Origin of the sequence: Frigoribacterium sp. PhB107 (assembly GCF_003751515.1) — a bacterium.
Taxonomy (GTDB): Bacteria; Actinomycetota; Actinomycetes; order Actinomycetales; family Microbacteriaceae; genus Frigoribacterium.
Map to the genome: position 1 here is coordinate 290,355 of NZ_RJKU01000001.1, position 13,939 is coordinate 304,293.

Genomic DNA, 13,939 nt, shown 5'->3' on the forward strand with positions numbered 1-13,939 from the left:
GGACTGTGCCGGGCGCGATGCGCCCCGCTTTGAGAATTCGGATTCTGAATCTGCCGACGTCTCGCTAAGAACGACACCCAGAAGAACGCGCAGCAAAAGCGCGCACAGCAGACCGACCAGCCCGCCCGCAAAAGCCATGGGCGCAAGAGCGCCGGCCACGATTGCCGCGATCTCTGCGTCAGGATGGAAGCAGCCGCCTCCGCCTGCATCGCAGATGACCGACATACCTGCGTCGGCGCCTACTTCTCCACCGTGCGTAACCAAGAGCGCAGCGACCGCCAGCACGATCAGCCCCAACGAACCAAGCCACAGGGCCGCTTCCCCGAACGTTTCATGCCCAGACACTACGGCCCCCAGGGGCCGCGACGGCGAACGCTGAGCGATCCCCTATCGGGCGGCTGTCGAACTGTTGGACGACGCATGCCGCTTCGGTCTACGTGAAGAGCGCGAGGGGCAGCGACACCACGAAACACACGGGCGGCACGATTGCGACGCCGCCACAGATTCCTGCCCACCGGCCAGCGCGGCCGCCCAGCGCTCCGGCGATGAGTGCGAGCACGATCGACGCAACCAGGAGGAGCGGCACGGCAAACCACAACACGGTGGTCCAGTCTGCGGCTGAGAACCACAGCCACGAACTCTCGGCGCAGGCCGTGACGAAGCAGAGGATGAGGGTCAGTGGGGCGATGAGCCGAGCCCGACCAGCCGGCTCGGGCTCGGGACCGCCGCCCAGACGGGGTGGCGGGTCGATGAGGGGGTCGCGGTGGGGCAGCGCTGCCACTTCGGCCTCGGCCCGGCGGAGCAGTTCTCGGTCGGCCTCGTCCATGTCCTGACCCTAGCGATGGCACGACCACTTCATGGCACGAGCACCCTCCGAATGGGCTCGCATTCTCGATGATGCGAGTTGAGAGCGCGTCCGGTGCCCGATCGGTCGCCGGACGCTCGAGGGCGCCGGCTACTCCCCCGTGGTTGCGGGGCGCGGATCGTCTCGATAGGCCGGTACGGAATAGATCCCGGTGATGGATCCCCTATCGAGACGGGTCCGCGGCACTTACGCTGACATGACGACCTCTAGAGGAGCCACCGTGCCATCGATTCCCCGCCTAACTGCCGCAGGCCTCGCGGCGGCTGCTTTGACTCTTACCGTCAGTGGCTGCACTACCCCCGGGGTAAACGATCTCTACATGCCGCCCACCTCAGCGGACCCCTACGTGGCACTTTCCTCGACGGACCCCGTCGCGGTGATGCCGAACGACCCAAAAGCGATGGACCTCGATGGAACCGCAGTTCGATCGTTTCTCGAGCAGAACGACCTCCGAGGCCTCCCCCTGTCCGACGCACGACGCCAGGTCGAAGAAGCTGGCTTTCCTGTTCAATTCGACTCAGGTGACGGCAGCCAATCAACGGTCGAACCACCAGCAAATTCCCGTGTGGTGTCTCAATCCGTGCTGACGCAGGAGTCATATCCACCGGCGCACATCGTCATCCTCGTTGTCGCGACAGACACGTAGCACCGCCCAAACGACAGATCCGAAGCGAGCCGCCGCCCTTCGGAACCGACCCTCGCCACGAGCGAAGAACGTTCACATCGCGCTTCCCTAACGGGGAAGGCTCTTCCCCCTTCACTGGGGAGCGCAGCAGCTCTGTCAGCTTCGTAACCTGTTGCCGAGGGGTGTCATGTCGATTGAGGAGCAACAGCCGAGCCGCGCAACTCTCGCGGTCGCGCATGGGGCCTGGATGAGCCTCCTCGCCGTGGGCACACTCACTTTCGCCGCGATTCCAGGCTTCATCGGGTGGTGCGGCACGGCCGCGACGGGCGGTGAGTCAGAGGCGCAGATTGCCGAGGGGGTGGCTCAGGCCATCAAGAGCATGGGGATCGGAACAGCCGTTGTGGCCGCGGCTTTCGTGGCTCTGCCCTGGGCGCGGCTCAAGGTCCGCCTCTTGGTCACCGCGGGTTTCGTGGCGGTTGTTGCGCTCGTCGTGGCCATGTCGCTCACGCTGACACGCTGACACGCTGACACGCTGGGCCAACGCCCAGAAGGCCATCGGCTATCGGGCAGTGCACGTTTGTTCCGCGCGGCACGAAAAGATGGTGGCATGTTCAACCCCGAGCAACTTGTGCCAACTGTCCGTCGTGCGGATCTCACCGGAAGTGACGCAGCGCAGGTAGGAAAGCTCATCGCCGACTACCTCATCCAGACCGAACGGGAAAAGGCCGAGCACCTAGACGGCGCCAACGGTCCGACGCCATTGCCTGAGAAGTACCACCACGAGGTCGACGACCCCTACTCCGCGTATGCCTCTGCCGACGTGTATGTGGCTGAGTTGCGAGGCCACCTAGTAGGCGTCGCTGTGGTCTACAGCTACCAGGACGCGGACGAACTGAAGAGAGCGTGGGTCGATCCAGCTGCTCGCGGAACTGGCGCAGGATCCGCGCTCCTCAACGCAGCGCTGACACGTAACGAGCAGCGCCCGCTCCGGCTGACAGTGTGGAAGTGGCGCGATGACGCGATCCGGCTCTACTCCAGACGGGGCTTTCAAGCCGTTGCCTCATGGGACCCGCGTCCTGACGTGATCTGCATGGAGCGACGAACCTGACCCGACGTCGCTAGCATCCCGGCTACGGTTCGGTCACCGATCACGGGTGGAGGCTAGCTACTCCCCCGCATCTACGAGGCACCAGCCGTCTCGACAGGCCAGTCCGAAACTGATCTCTGTGAAGGATCCCCTATTCGGACACCTGCCAAGGGCAGCCGCGCATGACCTGTCTTAGTAGCCCGCCTGGTTACGAAAGGCCTCTCGGCCGGCCTCAGCGACCTCAGGGTCGCTCGACAGCATCTGACGCGCAAGCCGAAGGCGGGCCCGCTCTTGAACGATCGACACGATGCGCACGGCCAGGCTGACCACGCACACCACGGCCAGCATCATCGTCACGACCCACAACGGGTCTCCCGGCACCGCACCCTTGCGCACGCACGTCCAGATCCCGTACATCAAGAAGATCGAGCTGATACCGAGTCTGACCCAAGGTGATTTCGCGTCGCCACGCTAGAGCGCTGTCCCCTCCGTGTGGAGATCCCCGAACGGGGCAGCGTGTGGCCCCGCCCGGGACGAGGGCTGCATCGGAGTCCGCCGACCCATCGCCTGACGGGCATCGCATGGGCACAATTCGAGCAGCTCGCGTCCCACCATCGAGAGCGCGGACTGTGCTCGAGTGCGAATCCGCTGCTCAGGATGCGACCGAGGTCGCGACGTCCGTCCCCACCCCTTCAGTTGCCGATGGTGCCGATGGTGCCGATACGAGTTCCAGGTGCCCGTCTGAGCGTCGACGGAACACCGGCATAGTCTCGGAATCCGCTGAAGAATCTTGTTCCGGGAAGCCCGCGGCACCTTGGTCGGCGTCGTCGGAAAAGTCGTCGGGGACGGCCATAGCTTCTTGGTCGGTGATCGCAGTCGTGGGCACAGCAGCCGTGTCGGCGGTGAGGGCGTCCCGGATGATGGTGCGTGGGTCGTACTGGCGAGGGTCGAGCTTCTTCCAGTCGTTCACGTCAATGTCGCCGCCGAGTTCGTCGCGCATCCGCTGTTCCGTGCTTGTCAGGTGACCACGGAACGTACGGATCGCGCTGCCGAATCGCTCGGCGAGGTGCGGCAGCCGCTCGGGGCCGAAGAGGAAGGCGACGAGCACGGCGATGAGCAGCAGTTTGTCTGCGGTGACTCCGATCACAGGGGCACTCCTTGACGAGGGCGGGGTCGACGGTCGGGCAAGGTCAGCTGCAGACGGGGACGCGCGGTCCGTCGGCATCGGTCGAGGCCGGTGTCGGGGTCCGGGTCGAGGCGGCAAGTCGCCGGGCGGCGGCGCGGTCGTGGAGGAGGGCGACACCGGCTGCTCCGGCGAAGAGCAGGCACAGGGGAACCGCGAGCAGGAACATCGAGGCGACGTCGGCTGCCGGGGTCGCGACGGCGCAGAACACCACCACCGCAACGATCACGACCCGCCAGCTCCGCACGATTGTCCGGCCGGGCAAGACACCGATGACGTTGAGCAGCACGACGAACACGGGCGACACAAACGCGACCCCGGAGGCGAGGACGAGCTTCAGGACGAAGTCGACGTAGTACGCGGCATCCAGGACCGTGCTGTCCTCGACTGGTGCGAAGCCCGCGAGCACCTCGACCATGTGAGGGAAGATCCACACCCCGGCGGCGCATCCCGCGGCGAAGAGAGGTACCGCGGTGACGATGAAGCCGGTGGCCCACCGTCTCTCCTTGCGGTTCAGCCCTGGCACGGCGAAGGCGACTGCCTGCCAGAGCAGGACGGGCCCGGCGAGGGCGACCCCGCAGTAGATCGCGATGCGGAGCTTCAGGTCAAAGGCGCTGCTGACGCTGGCATAGTTCAGCGTCGCCTCACGCGAGGCCGCGAGCTCCTCGATCGGGACACGAACCAGGTCGAGAACCACGTCGGACAGGAACCACCCGACGACGACGCCGACGACGACCGCCAGGGAGGCGCGGACCAGCCGCGATCGGAGCTCGCGCAGGTGCGCGGCTGCAGGCATCGACCCCCCGGCGGCGTCTTGCCTAGGGCTGCGGTTCACGTGCGGGGGCGACGTGCGGTTCGGCCGGGACGGACTGATCGTCCTTGAGCTCGGCTTTGACGATCTTCATCGACTGACCGACGCTCCGCGCCAGGGCCGGGAGCTTGGCGGCGCCGAAGAGGAGCAGGACGACGGCCAGGATGATCAGCGCGTGCCAGCCGGTGAGGTTGTGGAGGAGTCCCATGGGACGCTCATTTCTTAGTGGGTGAAACGGTACGTGTGCGTGTTCGAGGTCAGGGTGCGGTGGGGGGCGTGCCCCCGGCACCGCCCTCGGGAGGGGTCCCGCCGCCACCAGCGCCTCCGCCGGAGGGGGCGGCCCCGGCTGACGGAGTCGTGCTCGTGTCGACGCGGACGGTGAGCGACACCTGGTAACCGGAGGTCGCGTCGCCGGTGACGGTCGCGAGCTGCAGAGCGCCGCTGTCGTCGCTGAAGACGTTGTCGGTGTCGAGGGTGACCTGGTCGAGGTTCGACGTCGACCCGTCATAGGCGGTGAGGGCGTAAACGGTGCGGCTGACGTCCTCGGGCAACGCGATCTGCGAGGTGGCGATCGCGTTCGTGGAGTCGGTGATCGAGTCGACGTCGGGGTAGACCTCGAAGTGGATGTGCGGCCACCGGCCGGTGTAGCAGGCAGGGAAGATCGAGGTGAAGCTCACTGTGCCGGTTGCGTCAGCGACCTGCACGCCTCGAAGGTAGGTCTCGTTCTCGATACCTTCGGAGTACATCGAGTAGCCGCCAGCGGCATCGCAGTGCCAGACATAGACGGCGACTTCGGTGAAGGGCGCGTCGTCGTTGGCCATGTCGAGCACGGTCAGCTGCAGCGCCATGGGCACGCCCTCCGCGGTCGTACCTCCCCCGATGCTCGACCGGATGTCGCTGCGGACGATGCCCGATTGCTCGAGGACGTCGACGCCGTTCGAACCGTCACCGGGGTAGGGGCCGGCGGTCTCGTCGGGGATCTCCCCGGCCGTCGTCGTTGCAGTACCCGTGCCCGACGTGGCCGTGCCGGAGGCGGTGCCACTGGAGGCGCCGGTCGCGGTGGTGCAGGCGGCCAGGGCCAGAGAGCCCGCACCGATCCCGAGCAAACTCAGCACGGTACGGCGGGAGAGGAGCGTGCGGACGTCGAAGGAGACGCCCTGGTCGACTACTTCCTCGTCTGCCCGGTCGAGGAGGCGCCCTTCGTAGGCGGGTCCGTCAGGAGTGGTCTCGGGTTCAGGGATGCGGCTCATGATGTCCTCTCGCAGGTGTGGGGCTGTTGCCCTCGTCACACCCTGCAGGGGTCACCTATGCGCTTACTTTTCTGATCCGATGAGGTTTCAATGAACCAATCTGCACGCATCTCTTTCGACCCCCGCTCATAGACCGGCAGTGCCCATCAGTCGCAATGACACTGGCTGAGCGCCGCTCGGTGCCCGATCCCCTACCGGGCACTTCAGCCACCCATCTGAAACCCTGGTTGCGGACTACGACTTCTCCACCTCATGCTGACCTGGTGACGATCGAAGACCCGCGAGACACGGACTCGGTGCCGACCGGTGGAATGGCCGACGACTGGCTTCTGTGGATCGTCGTCACCCTGACCCTCCTACGAGAAGCCCCAACTGTCTTCAAGGTGCTCACGGGCCAATTGGCGGTGGCTGACGCCTTCAAGGCATTCTCATCGCTGCTGTATGCGGTCGCCGCCATTGTCGTAGTGCTCATCGTTTGGGGGTGGCTCAGAAGTCGGCGCCGGGCCGCCCTCAAGAACCGATACAAGAACGCTGTCCTCGCTGACGGCATTTGGAACGCCACGAGCTACGCCCACGCCCAGAACGTGCCGCATGCGTTCTCAATTCGCACCTTCACCATCGTGGCCACCAACGACCGCATCGAGGTGTGGCAAGGCTTCATCAAGAACGAGCTGGTGGCGACATGGCCGGCAAGAGACATCACGTCCCTCTCGGTAGGACGCAGCTCCGAGCGCGTTCCCGCAACGACGCTGCGCGTCACGACCGATGCCGGTACGACATCCCTTCTTCTCCTCGAATCGAGGTGGCTTCCAGTAGCCCGCATGCGCGGCACACGAGCTGTCGCCCTCGCAACCACTATTCGAGGGCTCCTCGCTCAGAACCGCCCGCGCACCGTCCTTGCCCCCTAGCCGATCCCCCGTCGGGCACTCGCCGAAGCGCGGAACCCAGCTAGCGAACAGCCATGTAGGTTCCGAGCATGCTTCGGAGAATTCTTGGCACCCCGGCGGTGCAGGTCAGTGTGCACCTGGCCGTTCTGGTTTTCGCCGTCGTGTGGATCGCCTCCGGGAATGTTGCGGGCTACATCTTCGTGCTCCTGGCGCTGCTGGCCCTCGCGATCGACGCGTACGAGTGGCAGCAACGCAGCACGAGCCGCAAGGGGAAGTCACAGGCTGAACACGAGGACGAGTAGCGACTGACCGACTAAAAGGCTGCGCCCGCTCACTCATTCCCTATCGAGACAACGACACTCTGCGGAAGCCGAGGCGCTCCTTCTCCCTCTACGAAGATGCGCGAACACCTCCCTGCAGCATTAGGCAGCGCTGCCTCAACACCTGTAGACCAAGGACATGCGCATAGATGACGGGCGGCCTGTCCGGGTCGATCTTGTCCCTCGCCCCCGCTTCATCTGGTGGGGACAGGACGTCGACGACGAGACACGAGATGCCGTCGCAACCCAAGCCACGCTCGTCGAGACGTTTCCCACCGAAGACGCGGCACGTCGCCATGCGGAGCAACAGTCCTGGCCGAGCGGCCCGCCGGAGGCCCTCAGCATCGTCGACGTGCGTGGGGTCAAGGACTACCTCGATCGCAAGGTGAACACGCTCGACGAGGAGGCAGCCCTCACCTGCGTGAACTTGGCCGACGATGTCCGCCACTCACTGCACCTCCCCCGGTCGCGATCCAGAGCCGCGCAAGCCGTCTACGACAAATTGGTCGAACGACAGTTCCCGTACCTCACCGATGACAGCCGCTCGGATGCGCTGAACAGATGGAGCTCGCAGGAACTCGGCCAGCTCCAGAAGATGCTGCGTTCGTCGCTGCGCTGCTTGGAAACAGGCCTCGCTGAGCCCTGGTAAGCCATGGGCTAATGGACCGGTGTTGGGTCCTACAGGCCGTCGAACACGAAGCGCAGGACGCGCTCACAGAACCGCAGGACGGGCCGGACAAACCACCTCCACAGCCACAATGACGGTCGAGGCCACCAGGCAGGAGCTCCATTGTTGACGCGATCCCGTCGCCATTCAGCGCGTGTCCGCGGTGGTGCTGGACGGCGGCGGCCGTTCCTCAGGCGCTCTCGGCGGGGCGGCTCCCTTCTTTCCGGTGCCATCTAGGCCTGCTCGGCTCTTTGGATCGCGCGATAGACCGTAGAGCGAGCCACTCCGAACAGCTCCGCGATCTCGCTCGTGGTGTGCTCACCGGTGCGGTGCAGCTGCGCAGGCCAGCCGCCACTTGACCTCCACCAGCCAGGACGAGAGCCAAATGGTGTCCCGATGAACGACCGGCTCGTGGGCATCGCCTTGAAGGCAGCAGATGATCGCAGCCACAGACCTACCCACATGGCGCAGAATTGTGGCTGGACGTACCCGACGATTGAGACCTCGTAGGCCTCCAAGCCGAGGGACAACGACGTCTACTGCACGATCATCCAGACAGAAAGTCAGCACTCGACGTGTTCCGAACCACCCTGGCACCGTTGGTCATCGCGCTCCTCGCGGTCACCAGCGGTTGCTCGACTACGGCAAGCCGAGAGCCGACACGAACTCCCACTGGCGCACCCCTGACCAGCTACGTCGGCCTCACGTTCGACTCGGTGACGACGAGACTCCGCCCCGACACGACGGTCGTTGTTCAGGACGTGTCTGTGCTCGTCGGGACAGACCCGACCTACACCCAGATCGCTTTCGGGAGTCCCGAATGGGACGTCGTAGCAATCTGCGCAGATCAGGAGACTATCGAGGAGGCCACATCGGTCGAGGTGTCGATCGTGCCGGCCGTTGTCGCCTCGCCGAGCTTCCTCGATGAGGCGCGAGACGGAGACCACGACACCACGGTCACTTGTGATGGTCGGCCTCATCGCTGATCTGAGGCAGCGAAGCAGCGCTCACCGCAAACCAGGTTGCCCGAAACCGGTCGTTTCTGACTGCCCCGGTAGGCGACCGTGAAACGAGAACGCGCTTCTGGACTGCGTCCGCGACACAGATCGGGTCGGACAGCCCAAGCCGTTCGCACTGCGCGAGATCGGGCACGAGGTGGCCTGCGCCGAGCTACGGCTCGGCGATGCGCTCGCTGCCCACCGGTCACTCCCCGAGGTGAGCCGGTCGACGGTGTTCGGGCTCGGCGGCCGGAGCTGACGAGCCAGCCAGCTGATCTACCGCGGGCTCCCGCTAGGGCTGCGGCACGGGGATGCCGCGCGGCAGCCGGATCGCGACGATCGCACTGACCGCGAGCAGCGCCGCCGCCGTGCCGAAGGCCACCTCGAACGAGGCGACGTCGACGAGCAGCCCCGCGACGAGGGGGCCGGCGATCGCCCCGACGTCCGAGCACATCGAGAAGATCGCCACCGGGCGACCGCCCCGCGCCCCCGCTGCGTCGCCGACGAGGGCTGCCGGAGCCGTGCCCATGAACGCCGTCGCGACGCCGTAGACGGCCAGCAGCGCGCCGAGGGTCACGAGTCCGGGGGCGAACGGGACGGCAGCGAGCGAGACAGCGGCCACCGCGAACGAGCCGATCACGGCGGGTCGCCGACCCACGGTGTCGACGAAGCGGGACGCCGGCGCGAGCGCGAGCGTCTGCGCCACGGCGGCGACGGCGAAGAGGACGCCCGTCCACGAGGTGGGCTGGAGCAGCACCTCGACGACCAGCACCGGCACCAGCGCGCTGCGGACCCCGAGGGACGACCAGCCCTGCGTGAAGCTCGCCACGCACGCCGCCCGGAACCGCACGTCGCGGAGCACGTCGGCGAGAGGGCGTGCGGGCTCGGCGGCCGCGGCGGCGGCCGCCGCGTCGCCTCGGCGCGGGGGGCTGAGCAGCAGGATGCCGACGATGCCCGCGACCGCGAGCGTGCCCGCGTAGAAGAAGAAGGGCGCAGTGAGCGAGACGGTCGCGAGGAGGCCGCCGAGCGCCGGCCCGGCCATGCCCCCGACGAGGAACCCGCCCTGGTAGAAGCCGATCGACCGGGCGCGGCGGTCGGGGGTCGTCGAGGCCAGCAGCAGCGTCATCGCCGAGATCGTGAACATCGCGGAGCCGATGCCGCCGACCCCGCGGAGCAGCAGCAGCTGCACGTAGTCGTGCGCGAGGCCTGCGAGGCCGCTCGACACGGCCACGATGCCGATGCCCGCCGACAGGACGACGCGCTCGCCCGCGACGTCGATCATGCGGCCGACGAACGGGCTCGCCACGAGGCGCATCAAGGCGAAGGCCGAGAGGACCGCGCCGACGGCGACGTAGCCGACGCCGAAGCTCGCCGCGTAGACGGGCAGCACGGGCACGACGACCCCGAAGCCGACCATGACGAAGAAGGCGATGACGCCCAGGACGACGACGTCCCGTCCGAGCCGTGCACGAGGAGGGCGGGGCGAGTCTCGGCGGGTCGGGGCAGGGCGGGTCACCGACCAAGACTAGGCGTCGCGTGTGACGCCGTGTTGCAGGCCCGTGGCGGCCGCGACGGTGCACGACGACGATGGCCCGATGACTCGACGCATCCGGTTCAACGCCTTCGACATGAACTGCGTGGGGCACCAGTCCCCCGGTCTCTGGCGGCACCCCGACGACCGCTCGCCCGACTACACGAAGCTGAGCTACTGGACCTCCCTCGCACGCCTCCTCGAGGCCGGTCGCTTCGACGGCCTCTTCATCGCGGACGTCCTCGGCACCTACGACGTGTACGGCGGCAACCACGACGCCGCGCTCCGCAACGGCACGCAGACGCCGGTGGGCGACCCGATCCTGCTCGTCTCGGCCATGGCGGCGGCGACCGAGCACCTCGGCTTCGGCATCACGGCCGGCACCGCCTACGAGCACCCCGTGCCGTTCGCGCGGCGCATGTCGACGCTCGACCACCTCACCGACGGCCGCGTGGGCTGGAACGTCGTCACCGGCTACCTGCCCAGCGCCGCCCGCAACATGGGCGCCGACGACCAGCTCGACCACGACGACCGCTACGACCAGGCGGACGAGTACCTCGAGGTGCTCTACAAGCTGTGGGAGGGCTCGTGGGAGGACGACGCCGTCGTCCGGGACCGCGAGACCGGCGTCTTCACCGACCCGACGAAGGTGCACGAGATCGGGCACGAGGGCACCTGGTACAAGGTGCCCGGCATCCACGTCTCCGAGCCGAGCCCACAGCGGACGCCGGTCATCTACCAGGCAGGGGCCTCGCCGCGCGGCATCCGCTTCGCCGCCGGCAACGCCGAGTCGATCTTCGTCGCCGCCCCCACGAAGGAGCGCCTGGCCGCGACCGTCACGAAGCTGCGCGACGCCCTCGAGGAGGCGGGCCGCGACCGGTACTCCGCCCGCATCTACACGCTGCTGACGATCATCACCGACGCGACGCCCGAGGCCGCCGAGGCGAAGCATGCGGAGTACCAGCGCTACGCGTCGCACGAGGGCGCGCTGACCCTGATGTCGGGCTGGATGGGCGTCGACCTGTCGACGTACTCGCTCGACGACCCGGTGGGCGACGTGGAGAGCAACGCGATCCAGTCGGCGCTGGCCAACTTCCAGGCGCAGGCCGGCGACACCGGCACGGAGTGGACGATCCGCGACATCGCCGAGGCGGCGGGCATCGGCGGGCTCGGCCCCCGCATCGTCGGGTCGGGCGAGCAGATCGCCGACCAGCTGCAGGAGTGGGTCGCCGAGACGGACGTCGACGGGTTCAACCTCGCCTACGCCATCACCCCCGGCACCTTCGAGGACATCGTCGAGCACGTCGTCCCGGTGCTCCAGGCTCGCGGCGTGTACCCGACCGAGTACGAGCCGGGCACCCTCCGCCAGAAGCTCTTCGGCCGCGGCGACCGGCTGCCGGACGAGCACCACGGAGCCCGGCACAAGGCGTCCGCGAGGGTGGCCTCGGCCTGACGGGGAGTCCGCAGGAGGCGCGGTGCAGGCAGGTCCTGCACCGCGCCTCCTGCGTTCTGCTCACGATCGTTACACTCCGCTGCTCATCGGGGGCCCACCCGCCGCCTGACCGGGGATTCCGTGCCCGCGCGCAGGTAACGACGAGCGTGCCCGAGCGACCCGAACGACACCTGTCGCCTGGACAGGACCCGGCGTGTCCTCGTTATGGTGGACGCCGAACGCCCGGTCCAGGCCGGGCGTTCGTGCGGACGGGTCGATGAGCGAGTGACGAGGAACGGGGATCAGATGGCGTGGGACTACGTGACGGGGCGGTGGGACCAGATCTGGTTCGCCTCGTGGCAGCACTTCTCCCTGGTGGTCCAGTGCCTCGTGCTCGCGGTGGTGATCGCCGTCGTCCTGGCCGCGCTCGTGTACCGGGTGCCCGCCCTCACCGCGGTGGCGAACGGCGTCTCGGCCATCGGCCTGACCCTCCCCTCCTTCGCCGTCGTCGGCCTCCTGATCGTGCCGCTCGGCTTCGGGGTCGTGCCCGCGGTCGTCGTCGTCACCTTCTTCGCGACCCTGCCCGTGCTGCGGAACGCCGTGGTGGGCCTGACCCAGGTCGACCCGGCTCTGGTCGAGTCCGCGCGGGGCATCGGGATGGGGAGCCTCCGCACCCTCGTGCAGGTCCAGCTGCCGCTGGCCTGGCCGGTCATCCTCACCGGCGTGCGGGTCAGCGCGCAGATGGTGATGGGCATCGCCGCCGTCGCCGCCTACTCGCTGGGGCCCGGCCTCGGCGGCTTCATCTTCTCGGGCCTGTCCCGAGCCGGCGGCGCGAACGCGCTCGCCTCCGTGGTCACCGGGGTGGTCGGCGTCGTCGTCCTCGCCCTCGTGCTCGACCTCCTGCTCGTCGGCCTCGGCCGCCTGACCATCTCGAGAGGCATCCGTGTCCAGAACTGACTCCCCCACCGCCTCCTCGTCCGTGACGGAGGCGTCGGGCCGAAGCATCCTGCTCGACCAGGTCACGAAGCGCTACCCGGGACAGGCCGCCCCCGCCGTCGACGGCATCACCCTCGAGATCCCCGCGGGCAAGATCGTCATGCTGGTCGGCCCCTCCGGCTGCGGCAAGACCACCACCCTCAAGATGATCAACCGCCTGATCGAGCCCACCGAGGGCCGGGTCGTGCTCGGCGACGACGACGTCACCGACATCGACGGCGACGAGCTGCGCCGCCGCATCGGCTACGTGATCCAGGCCGGTGGGTTGTTCCCGCACATGACGGTGGCGGCTAACATCGCGATCGTCCCCAAGATGCTCGGCTGGTCCAAGGACCGCATCACGGCGCGTGTCGACGAGCTGCTCGAGCTCGTCTCGCTCGACCCGGCGACCTACCGCGACCGCTTCCCCCGGGAGCTGTCGGGCGGCCAGCAGCAGCGCGTCGGCGTGGCTCGGGCCCTCGCCGCCGACCCGCCCGTGCTGCTCATGGACGAGCCGTTCGGCGCCGTCGACCCCATCACGCGCCAGCGCCTGCAGGACGAGCTGATCAACATCCAGCACGAGCTGCAGAAGACGATCGTCATCGTCACGCACGACTTCGACGAGGCCGTCAAGCTCGGCGACTGGATCGTGGTGTTCTCCGAGGGCGCGCACATCGTGCAGTACGACACTCCGGAGCGCATCCTCGCCGAGCCGGCGAACGAGTTCGTCGAGAACTTCATCGGCTCCGGTGCGGGGCTCAAGCAGCTGACGCTCACCCGGGTGCGCGACGTCGACCTGGCGGAGGCGGTGGTCGCCAAGGCCGGTGAGTCCGGCCGCGAGGTGGCCGCCCGCGTCGAGGCCGCGGGGCACGAGCACGCCGTCGTCATCGACGACCGCGGCCGCCCCGTCCGCTGGCCGTCGCTGCGGCAGCTCTCGCGCCTCGACGTCGTCCCCGACGGGACGGATCCCCAGCTGCCCGTGATCGGCAGCGGCGCCACCCTCAACGACGCCCTCGACACGATGCTCGTCTCGAGCGCCGGCGCCGCGCTCGTCACCGGTCGACGTGACGCCTTCGTCGGCGTCATCACGGTCGAGGTCGTCATGGAGGCCATCACGCGGGCACGCAAGGCCGCGGCCGTGGCGCTCGAGGGCGCCCCGGTCGGCACGAACACGGGCCCCTTGCCCGTCGTCGGGCAGCCGCGGGACGCGCCGCTCGCCGCCGAGGGCGACCCTGCCGAGGGCGCCGAGGCCGAGGGCGACCGCGTCGCCGACGGTGCGGGCCCGGCCGGGGACCGTCCGTGACCGCC

General features: G+C 67.9%; 17 protein-coding genes and 1 pseudogene. 10 read left to right on the forward strand and 8 right to left on the reverse strand.

Annotated elements, in window-relative coordinates:
• Positions 1-433 precede the first annotated feature (433 nt).
• Positions 434-826 carry a hypothetical protein gene (locus tag EDF18_RS01290; RefSeq protein WP_123545706.1) on the reverse strand — a complete coding sequence of 131 codons (393 nt, stop codon included), beginning with the start codon at positions 824-826 and terminating at the stop codon, positions 434-436.
• Between the two features lie 358 nt (positions 827-1,184).
• On the opposite strand from EDF18_RS01290, the gene EDF18_RS16100 reads away from it, so the two are divergent.
• The 3 genes from EDF18_RS16100 (at position 1,185) to EDF18_RS01300 (ending at position 2,598) form a co-directional block, all read left to right on the forward strand.
• Complete coding sequence (locus EDF18_RS16100; RefSeq protein WP_148050023.1) at positions 1,185-1,511, forward strand: PASTA domain-containing protein; 327 nt, start codon at positions 1,185-1,187, stop codon at positions 1,509-1,511.
• A 166-nt stretch (positions 1,512-1,677) separates the two neighbouring features.
• Positions 1,678-2,010, forward strand: coding sequence for a hypothetical protein (locus EDF18_RS01295; protein WP_123545708.1), 333 nt, complete (start codon positions 1,678-1,680; stop codon positions 2,008-2,010).
• 87 nt (positions 2,011-2,097) lie between these two features.
• Positions 2,098-2,598, forward strand: a complete 501-nt coding sequence (locus EDF18_RS01300; protein ID WP_123545710.1) for a GNAT family N-acetyltransferase — start codon at positions 2,098-2,100, stop codon at positions 2,596-2,598.
• A gap of 171 nt (positions 2,599-2,769) precedes the next feature.
• On the opposite strand, the gene EDF18_RS01305 is transcribed toward EDF18_RS01300, so the two are convergent.
• The 5 genes from EDF18_RS01305 to EDF18_RS01325 all read right to left on the reverse strand — a co-directional run bounded on the left by EDF18_RS01305 (position 2,770) and on the right by EDF18_RS01325 (position 5,821).
• Positions 2,770-2,994 carry a hypothetical protein gene (locus tag EDF18_RS01305; RefSeq protein ID WP_123545712.1) on the reverse strand — a complete coding sequence of 75 codons (225 nt, stop codon included), beginning with the start codon at positions 2,992-2,994 and terminating at the stop codon, positions 2,770-2,772.
• A gap of 235 nt (positions 2,995-3,229) precedes the next feature.
• Positions 3,230-3,724: a twin-arginine translocase TatA/TatE family subunit gene (locus EDF18_RS01310; protein WP_158614593.1), complete on the reverse strand. Its 495-nt coding sequence runs from the start codon at positions 3,722-3,724 to the stop codon at positions 3,230-3,232.
• 43 nt (positions 3,725-3,767) lie between these two features.
• On the reverse strand, positions 3,768-4,556 hold the full coding sequence (gene tatC / locus EDF18_RS01315; protein WP_123545716.1) for a twin-arginine translocase subunit TatC: 789 nt from the start codon (positions 4,554-4,556) through the stop codon (positions 3,768-3,770).
• A 22-nt stretch (positions 4,557-4,578) separates the two neighbouring features.
• Positions 4,579-4,779 (reverse strand): twin-arginine translocase TatA/TatE family subunit, encoded by a 201-nt coding sequence (gene tatA, locus EDF18_RS01320; protein WP_123545718.1) that lies wholly within the window; start codon positions 4,777-4,779, stop codon positions 4,579-4,581.
• Positions 4,780-4,828: 49 nt separating this feature from the next.
• Positions 4,829-5,821 carry an intradiol ring-cleavage dioxygenase gene (locus tag EDF18_RS01325; protein ID WP_123545720.1) on the reverse strand — a complete coding sequence of 331 codons (993 nt, stop codon included), beginning with the start codon at positions 5,819-5,821 and terminating at the stop codon, positions 4,829-4,831.
• Positions 5,822-6,084: 263 nt separating this feature from the next.
• Between EDF18_RS01325 and EDF18_RS01330 the strand changes: the two genes are divergently transcribed.
• The 3 genes from EDF18_RS01330 to EDF18_RS01340 all read left to right on the forward strand — a co-directional run bounded on the left by EDF18_RS01330 (position 6,085) and on the right by EDF18_RS01340 (position 7,677).
• Complete coding sequence (locus tag EDF18_RS01330; protein WP_148050024.1) at positions 6,085-6,729, forward strand: hypothetical protein; 645 nt, start codon at positions 6,085-6,087, stop codon at positions 6,727-6,729.
• Between the two features lie 68 nt (positions 6,730-6,797).
• Positions 6,798-7,010, forward strand: a complete 213-nt coding sequence (locus EDF18_RS01335) for a hypothetical protein (protein WP_148050025.1) — start codon at positions 6,798-6,800, stop codon at positions 7,008-7,010.
• Positions 7,011-7,167: 157 nt separating this feature from the next.
• Positions 7,168-7,677 (forward strand): hypothetical protein, encoded by a 510-nt coding sequence (locus tag EDF18_RS01340; RefSeq protein ID WP_123545726.1) that lies wholly within the window; start codon positions 7,168-7,170, stop codon positions 7,675-7,677.
• A 251-nt stretch (positions 7,678-7,928) separates the two neighbouring features.
• Here EDF18_RS01340 and EDF18_RS16535 read toward each other — a convergent pair.
• Positions 7,929-8,033, reverse strand: a pseudogene (locus EDF18_RS16535) (sigma factor-like helix-turn-helix DNA-binding protein); the annotation flags it as partial.
• Positions 8,034-8,294: 261 nt separating this feature from the next.
• On the opposite strand from EDF18_RS16535, the gene EDF18_RS01350 reads away from it, so the two are divergent.
• Positions 8,295-8,681 (forward strand): hypothetical protein, encoded by a 387-nt coding sequence (locus tag EDF18_RS01350; RefSeq protein WP_158614594.1) that lies wholly within the window; start codon positions 8,295-8,297, stop codon positions 8,679-8,681.
• Between the two features lie 304 nt (positions 8,682-8,985).
• Here the strand turns inward: EDF18_RS01350 and EDF18_RS01355 are convergent, their stop codons facing one another.
• The gene (locus tag EDF18_RS01355) at positions 8,986-10,209 is read right to left on the reverse strand and encodes an MFS transporter (RefSeq protein ID WP_233568934.1); all 1,224 of its coding nucleotides are present in this window, start codon (positions 10,207-10,209) and stop codon (positions 8,986-8,988) included.
• A 79-nt stretch (positions 10,210-10,288) separates the two neighbouring features.
• On the opposite strand from EDF18_RS01355, the gene EDF18_RS01360 reads away from it, so the two are divergent.
• From EDF18_RS01360 to EDF18_RS01370, 3 genes are all read left to right on the forward strand, one after another.
• Positions 10,289-11,677, forward strand: coding sequence for an LLM class flavin-dependent oxidoreductase (locus EDF18_RS01360; protein ID WP_123545730.1), 1,389 nt, complete (start codon positions 10,289-10,291; stop codon positions 11,675-11,677).
• 285 nt (positions 11,678-11,962) lie between these two features.
• Positions 11,963-12,613, forward strand: coding sequence for an ABC transporter permease (locus EDF18_RS01365; protein ID WP_123545732.1), 651 nt, complete (start codon positions 11,963-11,965; stop codon positions 12,611-12,613).
• Positions 12,600-13,934, forward strand: coding sequence for an ABC transporter ATP-binding protein (locus EDF18_RS01370; RefSeq protein ID WP_123545734.1), 1,335 nt, complete (start codon positions 12,600-12,602; stop codon positions 13,932-13,934). Before EDF18_RS01365 ends, EDF18_RS01370 begins: the two co-directional genes overlap by 14 nt.
• Positions 13,935-13,939: the final 5 nt, after the last annotated feature.